17 protein-coding genes and 2 pseudogenes are annotated in these 20510 nt (G+C 57.3%); 10 read left to right on the top strand and 9 right to left on the bottom strand.

Translation table 11 applies throughout. From position 1 onward, the window contains the following. Window positions 1–36: 36 nt before the first annotated feature. A complete protein-coding gene (repC, locus tag QRN60_RS23765; protein WP_129565563.1) occupies window positions 37–1335 on the top strand; it encodes a plasmid replication protein RepC in 1299 nt (432 codons plus the stop codon). 1672 nt (window positions 1336–3007) lie between these two features. Further along, a pseudogene (locus tag QRN60_RS23760) lies at window positions 3008–3729 on the top strand (IS3 family transposase); the annotation flags it as partial. A gap of 670 nt (window positions 3730–4399) precedes the next feature. Here the strand turns inward: QRN60_RS23760 and QRN60_RS23755 are convergent. From QRN60_RS23755 to QRN60_RS23730, 6 genes are all read right to left on the bottom strand, one after another. After that, a complete protein-coding gene (locus QRN60_RS23755) occupies window positions 4400–5149 on the bottom strand; it encodes an ABC transporter ATP-binding protein (RefSeq protein WP_111794406.1) in 750 nt (249 codons plus the stop codon). Continuing rightward, entirely contained in the window at window positions 5146–6207 is a 1062-nt protein-coding gene (locus QRN60_RS23750; protein ID WP_207909223.1) for a FecCD family ABC transporter permease, read from the bottom strand. Before QRN60_RS23750 ends, QRN60_RS23755 begins: the two co-directional genes overlap by 4 nt. A gap of 2 nt (window positions 6208–6209) precedes the next feature. Next, entirely contained in the window at window positions 6210–6989 is a 780-nt protein-coding gene (locus QRN60_RS23745) for an ABC transporter substrate-binding protein (protein ID WP_207909224.1), read from the bottom strand. Beyond that, a complete protein-coding gene (locus QRN60_RS23740) occupies window positions 6943–7317 on the bottom strand; it encodes a TroA family protein (protein WP_207909225.1) in 375 nt (124 codons plus the stop codon). Before QRN60_RS23740 ends, QRN60_RS23745 begins: the two co-directional genes overlap by 47 nt. Window positions 7318–7556: 239 nt before the next feature. Then, window positions 7557–7952 carry a hypothetical protein gene (locus QRN60_RS23735; protein ID WP_111794407.1) on the bottom strand — a complete coding sequence of 132 codons (396 nt, stop codon included), beginning with the start codon at window positions 7950–7952 and terminating at the stop codon, window positions 7557–7559. A gap of 251 nt (window positions 7953–8203) precedes the next feature. Then, window positions 8204–8458, bottom strand: coding sequence for a hypothetical protein (locus QRN60_RS23730; RefSeq protein ID WP_129565564.1), 255 nt, complete (start codon window positions 8456–8458; stop codon window positions 8204–8206). Window positions 8459–8718: 260 nt separating this feature from the next. On the opposite strand from QRN60_RS23730, the gene QRN60_RS23725 reads away from it, so the two are divergent. Then, window positions 8719–10278, top strand: a complete 1560-nt coding sequence (locus QRN60_RS23725) for an ABC transporter substrate-binding protein (RefSeq protein ID WP_111794409.1) — start codon at window positions 8719–8721, stop codon at window positions 10276–10278. A 74-nt stretch (window positions 10279–10352) separates the two neighbouring features. Here the strand turns inward: QRN60_RS23725 and QRN60_RS23720 are convergent, their stop codons facing one another. Beyond that, entirely contained in the window at window positions 10353–11255 is a 903-nt protein-coding gene (locus tag QRN60_RS23720; RefSeq protein WP_129565565.1) for a LysR substrate-binding domain-containing protein, read from the bottom strand. Between the two features lie 435 nt (window positions 11256–11690). Between QRN60_RS23720 and QRN60_RS23715 the strand changes: the two genes are divergently transcribed. From QRN60_RS23715 to QRN60_RS23685, 7 genes are all read left to right on the top strand, one after another. Further along, window positions 11691–12632, top strand: a complete 942-nt coding sequence (locus tag QRN60_RS23715) for an ABC transporter permease (RefSeq protein ID WP_111794411.1) — start codon at window positions 11691–11693, stop codon at window positions 12630–12632. Further along, the gene (locus tag QRN60_RS23710) at window positions 12629–13507 is read left to right on the top strand and encodes an ABC transporter permease (RefSeq protein WP_111794412.1); all 879 of its coding nucleotides are present in this window, start codon (window positions 12629–12631) and stop codon (window positions 13505–13507) included. The genes QRN60_RS23715 and QRN60_RS23710 overlap by 4 nt, the downstream gene beginning before the upstream one ends. Next, the gene (locus QRN60_RS23705; protein WP_111794413.1) at window positions 13504–15360 is read left to right on the top strand and encodes an ABC transporter ATP-binding protein; all 1857 of its coding nucleotides are present in this window, start codon (window positions 13504–13506) and stop codon (window positions 15358–15360) included. The genes QRN60_RS23710 and QRN60_RS23705 overlap by 4 nt, the downstream gene beginning before the upstream one ends. Before the next feature lie 93 nt (window positions 15361–15453). After that, a complete protein-coding gene (locus QRN60_RS23700; RefSeq protein WP_111794414.1) occupies window positions 15454–16572 on the top strand; it encodes an NAD/NADP octopine/nopaline dehydrogenase family protein in 1119 nt (372 codons plus the stop codon). Continuing rightward, complete coding sequence (locus QRN60_RS23695; protein WP_111794415.1) at window positions 16572–16862, top strand: (2Fe-2S)-binding protein; 291 nt, start codon at window positions 16572–16574, stop codon at window positions 16860–16862. The genes QRN60_RS23700 and QRN60_RS23695 overlap by 1 nt, the downstream gene beginning before the upstream one ends. Next, window positions 16862–18262 (top strand): NAD(P)/FAD-dependent oxidoreductase, encoded by a 1401-nt coding sequence (locus tag QRN60_RS23690; protein ID WP_129565566.1) that lies wholly within the window; start codon window positions 16862–16864, stop codon window positions 18260–18262. The genes QRN60_RS23695 and QRN60_RS23690 overlap by 1 nt, the downstream gene beginning before the upstream one ends. Continuing rightward, window positions 18259–19395 carry an NAD(P)/FAD-dependent oxidoreductase gene (locus tag QRN60_RS23685; RefSeq protein ID WP_111794417.1) on the top strand — a complete coding sequence of 379 codons (1137 nt, stop codon included), beginning with the start codon at window positions 18259–18261 and terminating at the stop codon, window positions 19393–19395. The genes QRN60_RS23690 and QRN60_RS23685 overlap by 4 nt, the downstream gene beginning before the upstream one ends. Before the next feature lie 216 nt (window positions 19396–19611). Here the strand turns inward: QRN60_RS23685 and QRN60_RS23680 are convergent. Continuing rightward, window positions 19612–20033, bottom strand: a pseudogene (locus QRN60_RS23680) (IS701 family transposase). Continuing rightward, window positions 20033–20170, bottom strand: coding sequence for a hypothetical protein (locus tag QRN60_RS23675; RefSeq protein ID WP_236773447.1), 138 nt, complete (start codon window positions 20168–20170; stop codon window positions 20033–20035). Before QRN60_RS23675 ends, QRN60_RS23680 begins: the two are co-directional and overlap by 1 nt. Window positions 20171–20510 lie beyond the last annotated feature (340 nt).

The following is a 20510-nucleotide window of genomic DNA, read 5'->3' as shown; positions in this document are numbered from 1 at the left end:
TGATCGAATTTCTTTTGCCTATTGATAGGTGAAAAGATGCATATTGAAGTGACGACGCCTTTCGGGCGACGGGTGGTGCCGCTTGCCATGATAAAAAGCCAGCTGGTACTTTCCAAGGCCCGAGCTGGGCATACTATAGACAAATGGAAAATCTATCGGGATGTGTGTGCTGCCCGCTCCACTTTAGGCCTGCGCGATCGAGCGCTTGCCGTCCTCAGGGCTCTCCTGTCTTTCCATCCCTCGTCGGAGTTGGCCGGTGGCTCGAACTTGATCGTCTTCCCTTCGAATGAACAGCTAGCCACACGCGCAAACGGAATTGCCGGAACGACTTTGCGAGAAAATCTTGCAATCCTCGTCACCAAGGGCCTGATACACCGTAAGGATAGCCCCAACGGCAAACGTTACGCGCGGAGGAACCATTCCGGAAATATCGAGACTGCCTACGGTTTTGACCTCTCTCCCCTACTCGTCCGTGCGGAAGAATTTGCGCTGACCGCTGCGGAGGTTGCAGCAACTGCCCAGAGGACCAAAGCCCTTAAAGAGGAGATTACCCTTTGCAGGCGCGATATACGCTTGCTCATTTCTACAGCTATCGACGAAGGCGTAGCCGGCGATTGGGTTGCAGTTCAGAGCCGATACAATGAAATAGTGAGCACTATAAGTCGCGCGAAAAACCCCGCACTCATCACAATCGTCCTGAACAACCTTGAACAGCTTCGCACGAATGTGCTTAACGAGCTGAAAGTTCAGGTTATTCCCGAAAAAACCGTCACCAATGCTAGCGAAATCCGTCACCACATACAGAATACAAAAACTGAATCTTATATTGAATTTGAAGTGCCGCTAGAAAAATCAGAGGATTATTTAACCCCGAACGATGTCAGGCCCATAAAAGCATATCCCTTAGAAATGGTGCTGAAGGCATGCCCGAACATAGTGGATTATGGGCCACAGGGATCAATCACAAGCTGGCGGGATCTAACCATTGCCGCTTCGACCGTAGTAGCAATACTTGGGATAACACCATCGGCCTATCAGACAGCATGTGCGGTGATGGGTATAGAAAACGTAGGGGCTGTGGTGGCCTGTATTCTGCAAAAAGTCGAAACCATAAATTGCCCCGGCGGATATCTTAGAGATCTCACGACCAAGGCTAAACGCGGCAAATTTTCGCTTGGCCCAATGCTGATGGCTTTGTTGAGGGCAAATGGTTCTCACTACCAAAAGAAGATGGCTCGCCCAGGTGAGGATTTCCATCACGAGGGAAAGGTCGGTTCCTTGGGCGAGGGGAGGGTAGTTCGCCACACGCTCGACAAACTCCAGAAACGAACGTGATCGCATTGTTGATCGGGGTGTTATATCTGATCGTCAAGTTTGCTAGGGCGGTTCCCCGCGGGGAACTTTTGCCGCTAACCCGCATGAAAGGTTCAACTCACCTGGATGGAACCTGCCGGTGGGGCAGAGAAACGCGTACGTCTGTGTGCAGAGGCTGACCTCTCAATTGCTGCCGCCGTTGCGTTTGCGGTTGCCATAGTGAGCGGGCTTGCGCACGAATTTTCCAAACCGATCAACATCGATTCCCCGCGGGGAACCTTTCAATTGGTCTACCGAAAATGCGCAGGTCAATAGCGATGTAGCGACAAGCAGAGCTTCGAGCTCGGACAGTTCGCTAAGGACGAAGGCGTGCAAATGTTACAAACCCAATTCCGTGCCCCGAGGCCTGTGGCACCATTTTCTGGAACGGGTAGCGGTTCATCAACTGGATTCGACAAAGGTACCCGGTGTCGAGAAAATCATCGCAAATGCCGAGGAGTTCGCAAGCGAGGTCTATTCAATGCTGGCGCCCCGCACGAAGGGCGCCACATCAGTAATTGATTCAGCGTCTGAGGCATATCACAGATCCCGCAGCTGCAAATCGCGCAACTGAACGAATTGGCTTCACAAACACTGACGTCGAGCCAAGGTCGATGTCGACTCACAGAAGGAAGGAACCTTCGACGCAGATTCTAGTTCTGCCTACTCATTGGCGTCTCCGAGTGGCGGCGGGACTGTTGCGAGGAAAAACGCTACGCCTATGCTTGGCAAACCATCCTGCTGCAGAAACATCCCTTTGCCATATGGGATACTCCTTCTGAGATATTCCCATATTCACTAAGGGATATCCAGATGCCACTCTACAGAGCTCGGTATGGAAATCTACACAGCCCGAATAAGTGGAATTATCCGAGCAGTACAACGTGTATGCCAACGAGATCAAACAGTGGAATGACAAGCTCCTTGAGGGGGGCGACTGGCGTTTTTGGCTATGAAGAGACGGCGGAGCGGCAGACCTCTTCTCCACCAGACCGAGGTTGCCATGGAATATTGGAGTCCCTGAACCTCGGTTCCGTGGGTGTTCCGTCCCTCCGGCGACGCCACATTCATTGCTTGGCCGGCACACGACGTATAGGGCCTATATTAACGCACTGGCGCGGATGATAGTGTCAGCATAATCAGGCGGAAACCACTTAACAAAACGCCAGAGCTGTTCAGACAAACTTTGCCACCTATCCTAGCACTAGATCTAGGGCCCATCGTCGCTGCACACTCAAGCATATTAATTAAATATCAAGCCAACGGATGATCATGCGATATTCGCACACATTGGTAGGCTACTGTAGTGGCAAGCTATTCTCTTACACGGCGTAAACGCTTCACAACACAGCGCATAAAAACCATACATCAATATTGTATGTGAAAGCTGTTGAAACGTACCTCCTTCCAAAATCGGCCGGAGGTCGAGAATACTTGATCGATTCTTAGGATCAAGTTTGGCAGGATACGCAATTTCGTGGTACGGAAATTGCGGTCTCGACTCGGTCGAGGGGAATTGACATTGGATTGATTGTCGGGACTTCGTTGGTCAGAGGTGCTAAAGGTAAAGCGGCCATCCTAAGGGTAGTTCAGTTCTCGGAAAGACAGTCAAAATCAGGTTCAGCAAAGCGAAACTGGCGGCGGTCAAGGATGCGGTTGCTCGCCAGCCATGCTGCATGAATGGGTGAAGAAGACCTAGATCGACAGCGGCAAACGAGCGAGCTTGCCGAGTGATGTGGCCGAGAAGATGAGGGCTTTGGAGCGTGAGAACCACGAGCTTCGTCAAGCCAACGAGATATTGCGCAAGGCGTCGGCCTATTTCGCCCGGGCGGATCTCGACCGCGTGAACCGGAGGTTCTTTGCCCCAGCACCGAACATGTTGTGGCTTTCAGATTTCACTTCAGTGGCGACGTGGCAGGGTTTCGTGCTTCGTCATTGATGCGTTTGCTTACCGTATCGCCGGCTATCGGGCAAGCCGGACTGCTCCTGCGGGCCTTGTGCTCGATGCCCTCAATCATGCACTCCCTGATCGAGGGCCCGTTCACCGTGGCGGGTTGGTTTATCATTCCGACAGTGGCTCGCAATATGTGTCCATTCGCTATTCCGAACGGCTTGCGGAGGCGGGCATCGAGCCGTCTGTTGGAAGCGTCGGCGATCCCTACGACAACGCTCTCGCCGAAACGGTCAACAATCTCTACAAGGCCGAGGTCATCCATCGGCGAGGACCGTGGCGAAACTTCGAAGCCGTAGAGTTCGCCATATTCGAATGGGTTGACTGGTTCAACAACCCGCCTTATGGAGCCCATCGGCAGCACACCGCCAGCGGAGGCTGAAGAACGCTACTACGCCATTCTGGACGCAACGGCCTTGACAGCACAACTTAACGATATGGCCTCCGGCAAACCCGGTGCGGTTCAGATATATAAGCAATGCAGCGATAAACGACCAGTTGCAAGCGTGTTTTATGGCTCAAATACGGCCTCGTCAGACTCGAAGTGCGACTGCGAATGGGCGTCAGGATATATCCTGCGTGAAATGCACTCTGGTGCCATCTGCGGCGGAAATGGCTGGAAATAAAGAGTTCGGGGGAGGGGAGGGGTAAGACGCGCTGCTAAAGGGGAGAGATCGCAGCCGCCGCTATTCCACCGATCCTCGCCGAAATATACCTGAAGACCGGAAGTACAAGCATTTCCGCTCATCCAGGGCGGCCGACAATGGCAAGGTACGACGAGATGGCTCACTTCCGATCAGAGGTACTTATCGATGGTTATGGGGTCAAGATGGTTAACTGCCCGGTAATGAAACAAAAGTCCATATTAGCTTTCTTTTAAGGGTCAGATAATTGTAAATTCAATGGCTTGTTATCTTGGCAAAGCGCTCACAACGCCGATCGAGGCCCGGATTCGGGCGTAACCGTTGCGGCTTTCATTTCGGATTCGACGCCCTGTCGACCGCCTTCAGCCTGATGGATGAGCCGCTACACCGTTCGCTGCGCGATGTACAGGTCTATCTGCGCGTTTGAGCGCGCAGATAGTTGTCGTCGGTTTTACCGCGCCGCAATCGGTACGATGACGGGGAAGCCGTCCGAATGGACGATAGTCGCCTCAATGCGGTAGGTGTTGCGAATGTTTTCGCCGCTGAGCACCATGTCATGCGATCCACAGGCCACCAGCCTGCCGTTTTCCAGCAGAAGCAGACTTTGCGCGTGGCGCGCGGCGAGATTGAGGTCGTGCATGGCCATGATAACGAGCGCGCCGGTTTTTTCCACGTAGCCCGTTAATATTTCCAGCACGCGCATCTGGTGGCGCAGGTCTAGCGCGCTGGTGGCTTCATCGAGGATTAGCAATTCCGGTTCGCGTATCAGGCGCTGCGCCAGAAGGACAAGCTGCTGCTGGCCGCCGGAAAGCGCGTTCATCGGCCGGTTGGCGAGGGAATGCAGGCCGAAGGAGTCGAGCATGGCGGAAGCGGCGTCGAGATCACGCCGGTTCACATGCCAGCCGAGTTTTTCGCGCCTGCCCAGCAACAGCACTTCCAGTACTGAAAGCGAGGATTGTACGGTGCAATATTGCGGCATGAAGCCGACCCTGTTGCCATCTGTTCGGTTGCCGTGCCATGTAATGGCGCCGGTGAAGGCGATGTGACCGGCAACAGCGCCGAGCAGGGTTGATTTGCCGGTGCCGTTCGGTCCGATCAGGGCTGCGATCTGTCCGCGCGCGATGGTGGCGGATACCGAATGAATGATCTGCGTTCCTCCACGGTGGACACCAACCGCTGCCAGAACAAGTCCTTCCGTCATTTCAGGTCTCCGCTACTGCGCCTTGCGATGACCGCAAACAGGATCGGCACACCGGCCACTGCCGTGATGATGCCAACGGGAATGACCGCCGCCGGTGAGATGATCTTGCCGAAGACCGAAGCGCCGATGAGGATGATTGCACCGGTCATTGCCGAGACGGGGAGGGAGAAACGGTGATCCTCACCGACCAGGGCGCGGGCGGCGTGCGGGGCGATCAGCCCCACAAAGCCGATGGTGCCGACGAAGGAGACGGCGGCTGCGGTTAGCACCGCTACAAGCATGAAGCTACGGCGGCGAAACCTGTCGACATTCATGCCGAGGCTGGCGGCATTGGCATCACCAAGGCGCAGCGTCGTCAGATGCCAGGCGTCGCGCATCAGGAGCGGCAGGCAGCCGAGAAGGATGATCGAGACCACCAGCACGCTGGTCCAGGTCGCCTTTAGCAGGCTGCCGAACAGCCAGAAGACAATCTGCTGCAGCACCTCAGGCGAGGCCATAAACTGCATCAGCGACTGCATGGACTGGAAGAAGAACAGGACGGCAATGCCGGCCAGCACCAGGATTTCCGGCCGTGAACCGCGCAAAATCGCGATGGAATAAACCAATCCGCAGGCCAGCAGCGTCATGAGGAAAGCCGAGATTGGGGTGATCAGAAATCCTGGCGCGGGAATCCACGCGCCGAACATGATGGCAAGGGCCGCCCCGAAACCCGCCGCGGCGGAAAAGCCGAGCGTGAAGGGGCTGGCGAGCGGGTTGGCGAGGATGGTCTGCATCTGTAGGCCGGCAAGGCCGAGGCACATGCCGACAAGCATGCCCATGACGGTTTGCGGCATACGCAATTGCCAAAGAATGGTGGCCGCCATGCGGTCCTCGCCGAAAGGCCCTGCCATCAGCGCGCGCCAGAGATCGGCAAGCGGCATTCCGGACGGGCCGCTTGTCAGGTCCAGTATGACGAGAAGCGCAAGGCCTGCGGCGCAGCCGACGGCTGCTGCCAGCCGCCGTCTTGTTTCGCGCGCATAAGCGGGGTGAAGCCCTTCCCCTGTCATCGTCGCGGCCATGATCATTGTCCCGCCGGTTGATGTCGCAGCACAAACACGCCTTCGGCACGAACCGGCAGCCATTTTTCATAAAACCGTTCGATCTCCCCACCAGGGTCGATGTCGCTGAAGGCCTCTGGATAAAGGAGCTTGGCGATATATTGCACATAGATGAAGTCGGACAGTGTGCGCGTCCCGCCGTGATAGATGGCATGGACCTCATCGTTTTTGACCGCAGGCAGATCGGCCCAACCCGGCCGCTTGAAGTAGGCGCCGAGACGGTCGTTCGCCAGTGTTTTGTCTGCGTTAAAACCGAGAAGCACGGCGGCGGGCGAGCCTGTCCATTCCGAGCCGGCGATAACGACGATGTCCGGCTTTGCCGAAAGCGTATATTCCGGGCTGAGAGGCCCCCAGTTCTCGATCTGCCCCTTGGCGATATTGACGCCGCCGAGCATGTCGATCACACCACCCCACATGCCCTTGCCATAGGTGTTGCCGATCTCGTTCGGGCCTTTCTTGCCGAGTTCCACGTAGATTTTTTTCGGGGAGGGTCCCGCCTTCGCCGCCCGCGCGAGAATATCGTCCATGGCGGCGCGGTAGCCGTTGGCAAGCTCCTTTGCCCGCTCCTCCTGCCCCGTCACCTTGCCGAGAAGCAGGGTGGAGCGCACATGTTTGTCGACGGTCTGCGCATTGTAGTCGATAACGACAACGGGAATGCCGGCAGCTTCCAGCTGGTCCGCATTGGCTCCCAGAGCGTCATATTGCCAGGCCGCCAGAATGACGAGATCGGGCCTTTGCCGCAATCGCCCTCTCCACCGAGAATGTGCCGGTTTCAGTGTCGCCGACATCGGTCAGGCTGGAAATGGAGGGAATGGCTTTCACATAGGCCGCATATTGTTCGGGCCGCCAGTCTTTCCACGGCGTTAGCGAGAGCGCCACGACCCTCTCCATCGCCCCTGTCCCGGCAACGGCGATGTAATCCTCGTAGTTGAAGCCGAGGAGGATGCGCCTTGCCGGCTCGCGGATTGTCACTTCGCGGTCGCGCAGGTCTTTTACGGTGATATCGGCCAATGCCGGAAAGGCGAGCCCGGAAAGCAGGCCGGCGAACGCCAGCCAGAGAAATTTACGCATTGTCTGGTCCTTTGAGCAGGCAGCCGATCCCGAAGCGCCGCCCGGTGCCGGTGAGGCAATCGATGATGCTGCCAATGGCTGGAATATGCGTGTCGCCTGCGAGCCCAGCCAATCCCGGCGCTGTTCCGGAAAAACGGCTGCCATGGCTAGCCTTTGGCGGAGATCAGTGAGGGAAGGAGAGAAACCCGTCTGCCAATCCGCAGGCCCAGGGCTATCGCAGGGACACGTTTTTCATGCGGTCAGACGGAAAAGGGCGGAGCCCGGGGTGCGGCGGCCGCCAGAAGAACGGGCGGCCTGGAGGCGGTGTTATCCGCCACGAAACCCTCGGCAGTCTTGATGACCAGCGCTACGCCCGTCGGATCGGCCGGCTGCGGCAAAAGGATGCCCGCAACGATGCGGCAGACCTCGCATACGAGTGTCAGGGCATGGCGGTCGGGATGCGGCTTTTCCCCGTCGTGATCAAGCGTATGGCAAAGATTCGGCAGGCTGCCGTCCGGCATCATATAGGCGGAAATTTCAGTCTCGGCGAAACCGACTCCGGCTACCGGCACGCGATGCGCGAAACCAATGGTGAAAAGGGCAAGCGCGCACAAAATGTGCACCCCCTTCTGCCATGTCGCCGCCTTCGCGATCATTATCGGAATCCTCTCGCTAATAGATTCGAAATTCGCTGCACATTTCCCTCTGTCAATTCATCCACGGCCGACAGCTTGCCACATCCGGGATGACTTGACGTCACGTAATCACTCTGGGGCAGCGTCCGTACTTTGTCTCTGCGATAAATCAAACAACTCGTGTTTCACGCACGTCTACTGGTCTGGCGCTGGAGTATCTGTTGTGATCATCCCTCGGTGACGTTCCAACCGCCCCTTCTGAATCATTAGGCTCAAGAGCCGAGCAATTCTCGGAAGGCCTGGCACGGACGATCTGCTCGGCCGACAGGGTGACCTTCGCGGCCGCCCGGTTGGAGTTGAGGTGCTCGATGGTGCAGGCAGATGAACGGCAGCGTGCCTTTCGAGGCTACGCACGCGATGGCGACCTTGCCAAAAGCGCCACCTGCCTCATTGACGACTTCGATCAGGGCGTCGAAGATCGCCGTAGGCAGCGGCGAGTTCTCTTGCTGGAAGGTGTTACCGCCCATGGCCTCCTTCCGGCCGATCTCTCCCCGGTGATACTTGCCAGTGAGCAGGCCTCCGCTGAGCGGCGACCAAGTGACGCTGGCCCGCCGCGTAGAATCGGCGTTGAAGCTTGCCAGTGCTATCCGGAGCCTGAATACAAGCCCGATGGGTAACGGCGCTGCCACACGGACTTATAACCTCTGCGAATACCGCACGAAAATATGCGACTTTGACACGTATACCACCTTGAAATTTAGTGATCGCAATAACTAAGGAGGCGAACATGACTAACAAAACTGGGATCTCAAGACTTTCCGCATTCACCGCTATCTTTCTTTCGAGCGTCGTCCTTCCAGAAGCCGCACAGTCCGCCACTCTTCGAGTCGGCGCTGCAGCTGAGAATGTCGCCTCCCTCGATCCGACCAGAGCCACTGCGACGGTCGACGTCGGTATCGTCTCGTGGATGTTCAACGGTCTTGTTCGCTTTCCGCCGGGCAGCGCGGATCCGACCAAGATCGAGCCGGATCTTGCCGAGAAATGGGACGCATCGGCAGATGGGTTGGTCTGGACGTTCCGTCTGAGAAAGGATGTGAAGTTCCATGGTGACTATGGGACGGTTAGCTCCGAGGATGTCGTCTACTCTCTGGAACGGGCAAAAAATCCGAAAACCTCTTCCTTCTCGAACGACTTCAGCGAAGTCAAATCGATCCAAGCGATCGACCCGCTGACCGTGAAAATTACGTTGAATAGCCCTGTTCCCGGTTTCTTGGGTCTGATTGCAAACTATCATGGTGGCAACATTATCAGTAAGAAGGCCGCCGAGAAGCTTGGAGCCGATTTCAAGCTTCGTCCGATCGGAACCGGGCCATTCATGTTCGAAAGCGCGGTCACGCAACAATCAGTGACGCTGAAAGCGTTCCCCGACTACTTCCGCGGCAAGCCGAAACTGGACGGCATCCAGTACAATCTTATTCCATCAGACGCGAGCCGCGAACTGGCGTTTCGCTCAGGTGAGCTCGATCTCATCAATGGCAAGCGCGAACAGCGCTGGGTAGAACAGGCCAAGACATGGGACGGTTCAACGATCGATATCTTCGCGCCGGGTGAATACCGCACTCTGTTCCTAAATCAGGCCCACAAGCCGCTCGACAACGTCAAGGTGCGCCAAGCAATCGCACATGCTATAAACGTCGATCAAATTGTCGAGTTTGTCGGTGCCGCCGTTGCCCAAAAGGGCTGCTCGGTCGTGCCTCCTGGTTTTCTTGGCGAGGACTGCGCCTGGACATATAAATTCGATCCGGACCTGTCAAAGAAGCTTCTGGCTGAGGCCGGCTTTAGTAAGGGAATGACGATCAAGGCCATCGTTTCATCAATCACCGCGCAACAGCCCATTATGCAGGTCGTGCAGGGACAACTGTCGGAGGTCGGCATTAATATGGATATGCAGATTGTCGATCACGCAACCTATCAAGAGCAATCGCGCAAAGACCTCAGCGACATTGTTTTCTATGGAGCTGCGCGTTACCCTGTTGCCGACAGCTATCTTAGCCAGTTCTATCACTCTAGCTCCTCGATCGGAAAGCCGACGGCAGTCACCAATTTCTCGCATTGCGATGCCGCTGATGCGGAAATCGAAGCTGGCCGCAAGGCAGCAGCGGACCCTGAACGTTTGAAGGCATGGTCTGAAGCGCAGCACAAGATATATGATCAGGTGTGCGGGATCCCGCTCTTCAACTTGATGCAGGTCTGGGTCCGTACGAACCAGCTCGACTACGGGTATGAGCTCAAGGGCGCCTTGAACCTGGCGCCTCCCATTACGGAAAATACGACGCTCAAGCAGTAACCGAGATCAATCCTCCCCACCTTACCCCGGCCTGCGCTTCCTCCTCTTGGAACGTTACTGGCCGGGGTCTTGTTTCAGACGGAGAGAGTGCTGTAGGCTGCCGCCAGATGCACCTGTCTGGAGAATTCCAGCACCAGATCCGTGTGCCGAGCCCGTGCCGGGCGATAAAGCCTGTACTCAGCATCAATGCTCGGGATAAACGGACGCAACGCAACACGTCCCTTTGCGCATTCCATCGAAATCGGATCCGACACTGTCACTCCCAAGCCCGCAGCAACGAACTCCGCGACATTCGGTGCTGTCGCTGCTTCCATGGTGATTTTTGGTTTCAAACCATGCGCCTCGAATGCCGCATCGACCTTTGTGCGCGATCGGCTTGAATCGCCAAACGCGACAAACGGTTCTGACGCTAACTCTACCGGAGTGAGCTCAGCCTTTTCGAGCAAATGGTGCCCGAGAGGCAGGATAGCCGCCATGGGTGGACTCTCTATCGGTTCGACGATGATTGTCGGATGCTCCAGGCCGCTCTTGACCAGCGCGAGATCGATACGCCTCAGAAGCACCGATTCCGTCAGGAACTGGGAGGCTTGCGTTTCAACCTCAACGAACACATCCGGATAGCGGGCGCGAAACGACCCCACGACCCGACCGAGAAAAGGCCCCGACAGACTTGGCATCACGCCAATGACAAGATGGCCGGATTCTTCTCTCCGCATCGCCTCGACCGCGCGAGCGACCTGATTGACACCACCGAAGATGCGCTTGATCTCTTCGTAAAGCCGCATCCCACGGTCCGTGGGGACAAGCCGGCCGCTCTCTCGTTCGAAAAGCTTCAGTCCGCTGTCCAGTTCGAGATCCTGGATAAGCTTGCTCGCAGCGGGTTGCGATATCCTGAGGACTTCCGAAGCGCGGCTAACCGTCCCGGTTTCAACAACTGCAATTAACCCTTCCAGCTGCCTAAGGCTTGGATTTCTCATAACTATAACCCACGCGAATATGAAGACAAAGTTTTCGACTTTGACTTTCTACCCCTGAGGGTTTGAAGTTACAATAATAATATGGGGAACTACTGCCGTGCCTGTCGAACTTCTCCCGCCTAGAACAGGCGTTGGTGAGGTCGCAATGATAATGCGACGTCATCACTCAATTAGTGACCGCCCGCGTACCCGTGACTCTGGGTGGCGTGCGTTGGCCGTTGCCAATATCTCACCTGCTTTTCTGAATTGCAGACGTGTCGGCCGGACAGCGCCAGGCTCAGCCTCTGCGCGCGCCATGCCGCGTCTTCACGGGCTGACGTTCCGCTTCTTCGCCTCCTCGACCAGCGATCACCATGGCTTGATCGACGCGGGCTCAATTTTCAAAAACCTTGGTGACCCCTTGGTGAGCTGCATCGATGCTGAAAGGGCTGCCATATGACAACCTATGTAATCCGAAGACTGCTTTTGGCAATACCGACTTTGCTCGCAATGCTGACGGTGGTGTTCGTCCTCGTTCGGCTCGTGCCTGGCGATGCCGCCGTCGCGATGCTTGGAGATCGTGCCAGTGCCGAAGCGCTCGCCGCACTGCGCGTGCAGCTTGGCCTCGACCAGCCATTACCCGTTCAATACCTCCGCTTCATGAGTGACATGGTGACGGGTAATTTCGGGCTCTCCGCCGTCAGCGGCCGAACGGTGCTTTCCGAAGTCGCCATAGTCTTGCCTTATACACTCGAGCTCACTGCGGCCGCGATGATCATCGGTGTCGCGTTTGGCATCCCCCTCGGCGTTGTGGCAGCTATTCGCCGCAACAAATGGCCGGACTATACAAGCCGGCTTCTTTCACTCGTCGGCCTCTCGTTTCCAGGCTTCGTCTCGGCAATCCTGATGCTGCTCGCATTCGCGGTCTGGCTGCAGTGGTTCCCAGTCATGAGCCGGCCCACCGCCAATCCGATCGATCATCTGCGAAGCCTGGCGTTGCCCGCACTCAATCTCGGCCTGATCATGACGGCCTATATCGCCCGGGTCACCCGCTCCTCGATGCTGGACGTAATGGGTGAGGACTACATTCGGACCGCGCGCGCGAAAGGCGTCAAGACCAAGAGCATCATCATCCGGCATGCCCTCGGCAACGCTCTTATCCCGATCGTGACTGTGGTCGGGCTGAACTTCGGGACAATGATCGGAAACTCGGTTCTTGTCGAAATCGTCTTCACGCGGCCTGGTCTCGGCAAGCTCATTCTCGGAGCCCTTCAGTCACGCGACTACACCATGCTGCAGGGCCTGATGGTCGTATTTGCGACCTTCGTCGTCCTCGTCAATATCTTGACCGACGTAATCTACGCCACTGCCGACCCAAGAGTGAGTTACGCGAAATGACCGATATCACCCTGGCATCCGCCAAGTCTGAGAAGGCGCCCAATCCGGTGCTAACCGCGCTTCGCCGTAACCGCCTGTCCTGGGTCGGTGTCGGACTGCTTCTGATGATCGTGCTGGCGGCCGCATTCGCTCCGATGATCGCCCCTTGCGATCCGCTGAAGCAAAATATCATACACCGCCTGAGCGGGCCCTCCGCACAGTTCTGGCTCGGAACTGACAGTTTCGGTCGCGACGTACTCTCGCGCCTGCTCTATGGCGCCCGGATTTCACTCGCAATCGGCTTCCTTTCCGTGATGATCGCGATGGTGGTCGGTTCGGCACTCGGAATTCTCGCCGGCTATATCGGCGGACTGTTCGACCAGATCGTCATGGGTCTTGTAGACGTCATGCTGTCTTTTCCGACGTTGCTTCTTGGCCTGATGGTCGCGGCCATGCTTGGAGCAAGCTTCGAGAACCTCATAATCGCCATCGCGATCACTGAGACGGCGCCTTTTGCCCGTGTCGCACGCGGACCGACCATCGCTGTAAAGCGGCGCGATTTTATCGACGCCGGCAAGTCCCTCGGCTTCACGCCTGTCAGGATCATGGGCGTGCACATCCTTCCGAATATCCTGTCCGACATCGTCGTCGTGGCATCGCTTTGGATGGCATCCGCGATCCGCACCGAGGCGTCGCTGGCGTTCATCGGGCTCGGCGTCGCTCCGCCGACGGCAACCTGGGGCGGAATGATCCGGGAGGGGTTCGAAAACATCCTCAGTGCCTGGTGGCTCGTTGTCTTCCCGTCCTTTGCAATCCTTCTCACGGTCCTCGCGCTGAACCTTCTGGGTGACGCCTTGCGCGACGCGATCGATCCGAAAACGAGGAATGAGCGATGAACCAGATTGCCGATGAATTTAATCAGAACGACGCTTCCGGCGCGGCGATCCTTTCGGTCAGAAACCTCACAACCTCCTTTCGCGCCGAAGACAAATGGAATCCCGTCGTTCGCAATATATCGTTTGATATAGCGCCCAAAGAAACCGTCGCGATCGTCGGCGAGTCTGGATCGGGAAAATCCGTTACCTCGCTTTCGATCATGCGCCTGCTGTCTGAAGCATCGAGCCGGATCGAAGGCCAGGTACTGCTTTGCGGAAAGGATCTTCTTTCCCTGCCGGAAGAACAGATGCGGCAGGTTCGCGGCAATGAGATCTCGATGATCTTCCAGGAGCCGATGACCTCGCTTAACCCGATCCTTCCGGTTGGGAAGCAGATCGCTGAAGCCTTGACTGTGCATCAGAATATTTCCGCAGAAGACGCCAAGCGGAAGGTTCTCGCGCTCCTCGACAAGGTGCGGATTCCAAACGCAAACGGCCGCTTCGACGAGTATCCGCATCAATTTTCCGGCGGCATGCGCCAGCGCGTCATGATCGCCATGGCGCTCGCGTCGCGCCCCAAGCTGCTGATCGCCGATGAGCCGACAACGGCTCTCGACGTAACGATTCAGGGGCAGATCCTTGATCTCATCAAAGAGCTTCAGGACGAAGAGGGAATGTCGGTCCTCTTCATCACCCACGACATGGGGGTCGTCGCTGAGATCGCCGACCGGACGATCGTGATGTATCGCGGCGATCAGGTGGAAAGCGGTCCAACCGAGCAGATTTTCCATCGCGGCAAGCATCCCTACACGCGCGCCCTGCTCTCGGCGGTCCCCAAGCTTGGAGAGATGGGCGAGAGCCGTCTTCCAATGCGCTTTCCGATCGTCGATCCGGAAAGCGGTGAGCTGAAGCCTATGATCGAGGTTCGCGACACGGTCGCAAAGGACAAGGCGCCGATCGTCGAGGTCAAGGATCTGATCACCAGGTTCGGGATACGCTCCGGAATTCTCGGACGCACGACCGCTGCAGTGCACGCTGTCGAGAAAGTGTCGTTCAATCTTTACGAGGGCGAGACCCTGTCGCTCGTCGGTGAGTCAGGATGCGGCAAGTCCACAACGGGCCGGTCGATTACACGTCTGACGGATCCGACGAGTGGCAGGGTCACCGTCGACGGCCACGAGATGATGAAGCTTGATCAGCGCGCGCTGCGCAAGGTGCGCCAGTCGATCCAGATGATCTTTCAGGATCCATACGCATCGCTCAACCCGCGTATGAATATCGGATCCGCCCTCATGGAACCGTTCATTCAGCATGGGCTTGGAAGCAAGGCGCAGGCACGCGACAAGGCGGCATCACTTCTGGAAAAGGTCGGCCTTTCGACCGAAATGATGAAGCGCTATCCGCACGAGTTTTCGGGCGGACAAAGGCAACGCGTGGCGATCGCGCGCGCCCTTATGCTCGACCCGAAAGTCATCGTCGCAGACGAAGCCGTTTCAGCGCTCGATGTTTCGATCAAGGCTCAGGTCTGTAACCTTCTGCTGGACCTGCAGCAGAGCCTCAATCTGGCCTTCCTGTTCATCTCCCACGACATGGCCGTGGTCGAGCGGGTCAGCCACCGTGTTGCCGTCATGTATCTCGGCGAGATCGTTGAGATCGGCCCCCGGGCAGCGGTGTTCGACAATCCGCAGCACGCCTATACGAAAAAATTGATGTCCGCTGTGCCAGTGCCGGATCCGGCACGGCGCCTGATCAAGCGGAACAGCCAGATCGATGAGATCAAGAGCCCGGTTCGCTCGATCGATTATGTGCCGCCGCAACGCAAGTATGTTGAGGTTTCACCGGGACATCTCGTTCAGGTCGGCGAGACGCGATGACTTTGAAAGGTCGCGGACATTCCTCCGCGACCTTCGATCCGTTTCACATCGCCGGTACCCGGCAATCAAATATGGTACAAAGGACATTACAATATGCGTGTTGGAATTGCGGGCGCCGGGGCAATCGCGATGGGCTACGCGGCCTTTCTGGATAAGCAAGGCCACACGGCAAGCGTTTGGTCCCCCTCCGGGCGCGGAGCAACCGAACTCACCAAAGGAACCCCGCTGACGATCACGGGAGCTATCACGGGGGAGTTTCGACCGGACGTTTGTGTGTCCGCCGAACAGCTCGCTGAGAACGACGTCGTCGTTTTGGCACTGCCTGCCTATGGTCATCGGTCGGTGCTCGAAGCACTCATACCGTTTATGCGTGAGAACCATACTGTCATCATCAGCGGTCACCTCTCCCTTGCCGCATTGTTCCTCGCAAAACGTCTCTCCGAGCGCGGCATTGAAATTCCGATCGTCGCCTGGAGCACGACAGTATTGACCTCTAAGCAGCGCGGTGTGGACACGTTCAACATCGGAACCATTCGCAGCAAAGTTGATATGGCAACGATCCCGGTCCGCCTGGCGGATGCAGGGCTGGCGACCTGCACGACCCTGTTCGGTGACCGCTTCAATCTCAAGGACGACGTTCTGACGATCGCGTTGAGTAATCTAAACCCGCAAAACCACCTCGCGGTCGCCCTGTGCAATTTGACAAGAATCGAGCGCGGCGAAGCCTGGGGCCAAAACACGAACCTCACATCCGCAGTCGGAAATCTTATCGAGGCGCTCGACCGCGAGCGTGTGGCGATCGCTTCGGCGTTTGGCAAGGATGTTCGCACGGTTTTTGATCACTATCGACTTACGCACAACGTCACGGGTGAGAGCGTTGGTGAGGCCGCGGCAGCTGTCAGCGCACGGGGCAACGACCCCATGGGACCGAAGAACCTTGATACACGCTACATCCTTGAAGATGTTCCCTATGGTTTGACGCCGACGCTCTTGCTTGCTGAACTTGCTGGTGTCGACACGCCTCTTCACCGGAGCGGTGTCAATATCATCAACGCCTGCTATGCTCGGGATCTCGGTCAAGGCAACGACCTCTTTAGCGAAATCGGCCCGCTGACACGCGAAAATCTGCTTGAGCGGGTCGCAAATGGGTTTTCTCCCGAATGCAGGTCACGGCCTGACGATCAGTCCAGCTTGATTGCGCAGGTTTCCTGATGTTCACGAAACTCAATCAAAGTGACGTCGAGGCCATAACTGTCTACATCGATGGTGAGGCGGTCACAGCGGAGACCAACGAAAGCGTCGCCGCGGTTCTTCTGCGGCAGGATCCCGTCTGGTCGCGTACAACACCGGTGTCAGAAGCAAGGCGAGCGCCCTACTGCATGATGGGCGTTTGTTTCGAGTGCCTTGCTTTGGTCGATGGCGCCTCTATGCAGACTTGCCTGGTATCGGTTCGAGATGGGATGCGGATCGAGCGACAACTGGGCCGACGGAGGATAGCGTGATGAGTAGACACGTCGATCTTCTCATTGTCGGCGCAGGTCCGGCAGGTATGTCTGGTGCCGTGGCTGCACGGCGCCACGGACTGAATGTCCTTGTTGTCGACGAGCAGCCGACCCCGGGCGGTCAGATCTGGCGCAATGTCGAGGCTGTAGTGGGCACCCCCCGGATGGACGTCCTCGGGAAGGCGTATGCGGAAGGGTTGAACGTCGTGCGGCAGTTCCGTGCCAGCGGCGCGAACTACGAGCCGGGCACACAGGTCTGGCAAGTCGAAAGCGGCCCTCGGGCCTACGTTACGCGCGCGGGGGCTGCGAGTTCGGTCGACGCCAACTACCTTCTTCTTGCGACGGGTGCGCAGGAAAGACCGGCCCCCTTCCCCGGCTGGACATTGCCGGGCGTGATGACTGTCGGTGCGGCCCAGATCGTGCTCAAGACGTCGGATCAAATCCCGTCGGAGCCAGTCTGGATCGCAGGTAGCGGACCGCTATCGCTGCTCTATGCCGCCCAGCTTCTGCAGGCAGGTGGACGGATCGCCGGTTTTCTCGATACGTCCCGCCCCCGTCAGCTCAGCGGTGTGATCCCCGATCTTTTCGCGGCGTTCATGAATGCGCCTCTGGACATCGTGAAAGGCATTGGCTGGTTACAATCGGTCAAACGGCGCGTTCAATATATCAAACATGTGACCGAAATCGAAGCGACGGGCAAGGAAAGCCTTGAACACCTCCGTTACGTTACCGCGAGCGGCCAGTCCGGCACGGTTGATGCGGAGCTTCTGCTAGTCCATGAAGGCGTCATTCCGACGATCCATCCGACGCTTGCCCTCAGTTGCCGTCACGTCTGGAACGAGGACCAGGACAGTTTTGCGCCCGAGCTCGACAGCTGGGGCGAGACATCCGAGGCGAATGTCTTTGTCGCAGGTGACAGTGCAGGGATCGGCGGCGCAACGGCTGCCTGCCTGCGCGGCGAGCTTGCCGGTCTTCAGATCGCCTTCAAAGCTGGAAGGCTCTCGCGGGCGGCTCTGGCTATCGAGGCCAAACCAATACGCAGACGCCTGGAGCGTGCCCTCGCACCCCGGCCGTTCCTCGACAAGTTTTATCGGCCGCGTCCGTCTGTTTTCGTGCCGCCCGATCACACGATTGCCTGTCGATGCGAGGAGGTAACCGTTGCTTCTGTCCGAGCCCAGCTATCTTCCGGTCGGCCGGGGCCTAACCAAATCAAGGCTTTCACCCGCGCCGGGATGGGCCCGTGTCAGGGGCGTCAGTGTGGCTACACCATCGCGCGGGTTCTCGCCGACGCGGAAGGTCGAGCGGCGCCGGATGTCGGACTATATCGGGTGCGACCACCGCTGAAGCCTGTCACGCTCAGCGAACTTGCAGCTCTCGACATCCAGGACGAAACGCGATGAACGCCAAGGCATTGGATACGATCGTCATCGGCGGGGGCCTGCACGGGCTTTCCGCAGCACTCAATCTGGCTCGGGCTGGCAGGGGGGTCGTCATTCTGGAACGGTCCTGGGTCGGCCGTCATTCGTCCGGGGCGACTGCTGCGGGTGTCAGGACCCTGAACCGGGATCTTGCGGAATTACCGATTTCGCTCGAGGCCATGGACATGTGGCACAACATCGAGAGTATCGTCGGCGACAGCTGCGGTTTTCAAGCTTACGGCCAGATGAGCATTGCAGAAAAGCCGGCGCATCTCGCCGTTCTTGAAAATCGCCTCGCCAAAATCCGGTCGGCTGGATACGACCACGAAGAATTCATCGATCGCTCAGAACTTTTGCGCCTCGTACCCTCTATATCACCCCATTGCGTGGGCGCCCTAATCGCCCGCAAAGATGGAGCCGCCGATCCGCATCGCACACTGAAGGCTTTCCGCAACGCTGCGGAAGCCGCCGGCGTGATCATATACGAGGGAGCGGGCGTTATCGCGATCGAGCATGCGGGTACTGACTGGCGTGTCAGGACGGGCAGCATGGAATTCGTCGCACCGACGGTAATCAACGCCGCGGGTGCCTGGGCGGTGAAAATCGCCGCCATGGTTGGCGACGACATCCAGATTGGGCACAAGGCATCGATGATGATCGTGACGGAGCGAATTGCCCCTCTGTTGAAACCGGTTGTAAGCGTCGTTGGCCGGCCTCTCTCGTTCAAGCAATCGGACCAAGGGACGCTCGTCATTGGCGGAGGGCTGCAGGGAAGCGCAGATATTGACGCACAACGAAGCTTCGTCAACTTTAGAGAGCTCTCCAAGGGTGCCCGCGCGGCGACTGATCTATTTCCCATCGTCGGACAATTGCGTATCGTGCGAACATGGGCGGGCATGGAAGCGATGACGCCCGATCACCTGCCGATTATCGGCCCTTCACCCAATGCGAATGGGATTTTTCACTCGTTTGGTTATTCCGGGCACGGCTTTCAGCTGGTCCCAGTGGTAGGAGCCATTATGGCTGATCTGATTGTTCATAGCGGGACGAACAGAGTCATCAAACATTTCGCGCCGGGTCGCTTGATAGGGAAGAGAGGTGATGTGATTGTCTAATCGCAGCTGGGGCGTCAAGATTGAATTTCTCTGAAGATCACTGCCGCGTGCATGGTTGTCTCCGTGGTCGACATCACGGTCGTTGACAGGCTGGCAACAGGGATCATACAATATCGGCTGAAATGCCGATGCTGAAACTACCGGCCGGCATCGCATCGAAGTTCGTGCCGATACCGATAAGGTCGTCGAAGTCCCCTGGATATCCAACAGGAAAGATCAACGCGACATCATGGGATACACCTTCTGATGCTTGGGAAGGCCGACGGCCCAAGTGAGACCCCGCGCATTCAAAGCCTGGCGAAAAGCGCGCGACAGACCGTAACCTGCCTCAGCAAGCACGGCGCCAAACCGCACGCCCGCAGCAATCAGCCGATCGATCTCGTCAAGCGCGATCTCCGGTTTGGTGCGGGATAGGCGCATTGGCTCGGGAACGCCGGCTTTTGCCATCCGATCCTGATCACTGGTCCAACTGTCGGGCAGAAACAGCCGCAGGCCAACGGGACAGAAACCTTGTCGCGTGCCAGCGTCAATGACACCAGCGTCTGGCAGTTGGCTCGCTTGCCCAGCATCGATGCATATTGCGGTGCGACCCCGACAGAATGGTCGCCCTTCTTCGGAAGAGCTGTATCATCGATCATCAGAAAAGCATCTGAAGCCCGACTATTCTGTCAGCTTGCACCGCCAATTCCGCCTCAAGCGGACAGGCGTCCCAAATGCCATCCGAGATGAAATGATGCAGGCGGTCGTAGCGATCAGGTGCCAGGCGCTCCGCCATCGCTTGATACTCTTGCGATCTCCCGGCCCGATCAGGCCATAAACATAGATCGGGCATATCTGCCGACGCTTCTCGTGGCCAAGCTTCTCAACGAACGGCTTCAGCCATTCCGTCAGCGCAACTTCCTACTCGACCATCCTTCGATAACCGACCATCGCTGACCGAGGATTAATCTGCCAAAGTAATACTAATCCGGTGTTCGAAAAACCGGCAGCGGGCCATTCAGATCAATAACCATCTTTTTTACTCCAACCACTTGGCAGGAAATATACAGATGTAAACATTCCTAACCCTAACCCTAACCCTAACCCTAACCCTAACCCTAACCCTAACCCTAACC

The organism is Agrobacterium sp. CFBP2214, from assembly GCF_030209895.1.
Classification (GTDB): domain Bacteria; phylum Pseudomonadota; class Alphaproteobacteria; order Rhizobiales; family Rhizobiaceae; genus Agrobacterium; species Agrobacterium radiobacter.
This window is presented reverse-complemented; position numbering and strand designations above follow the sequence as displayed.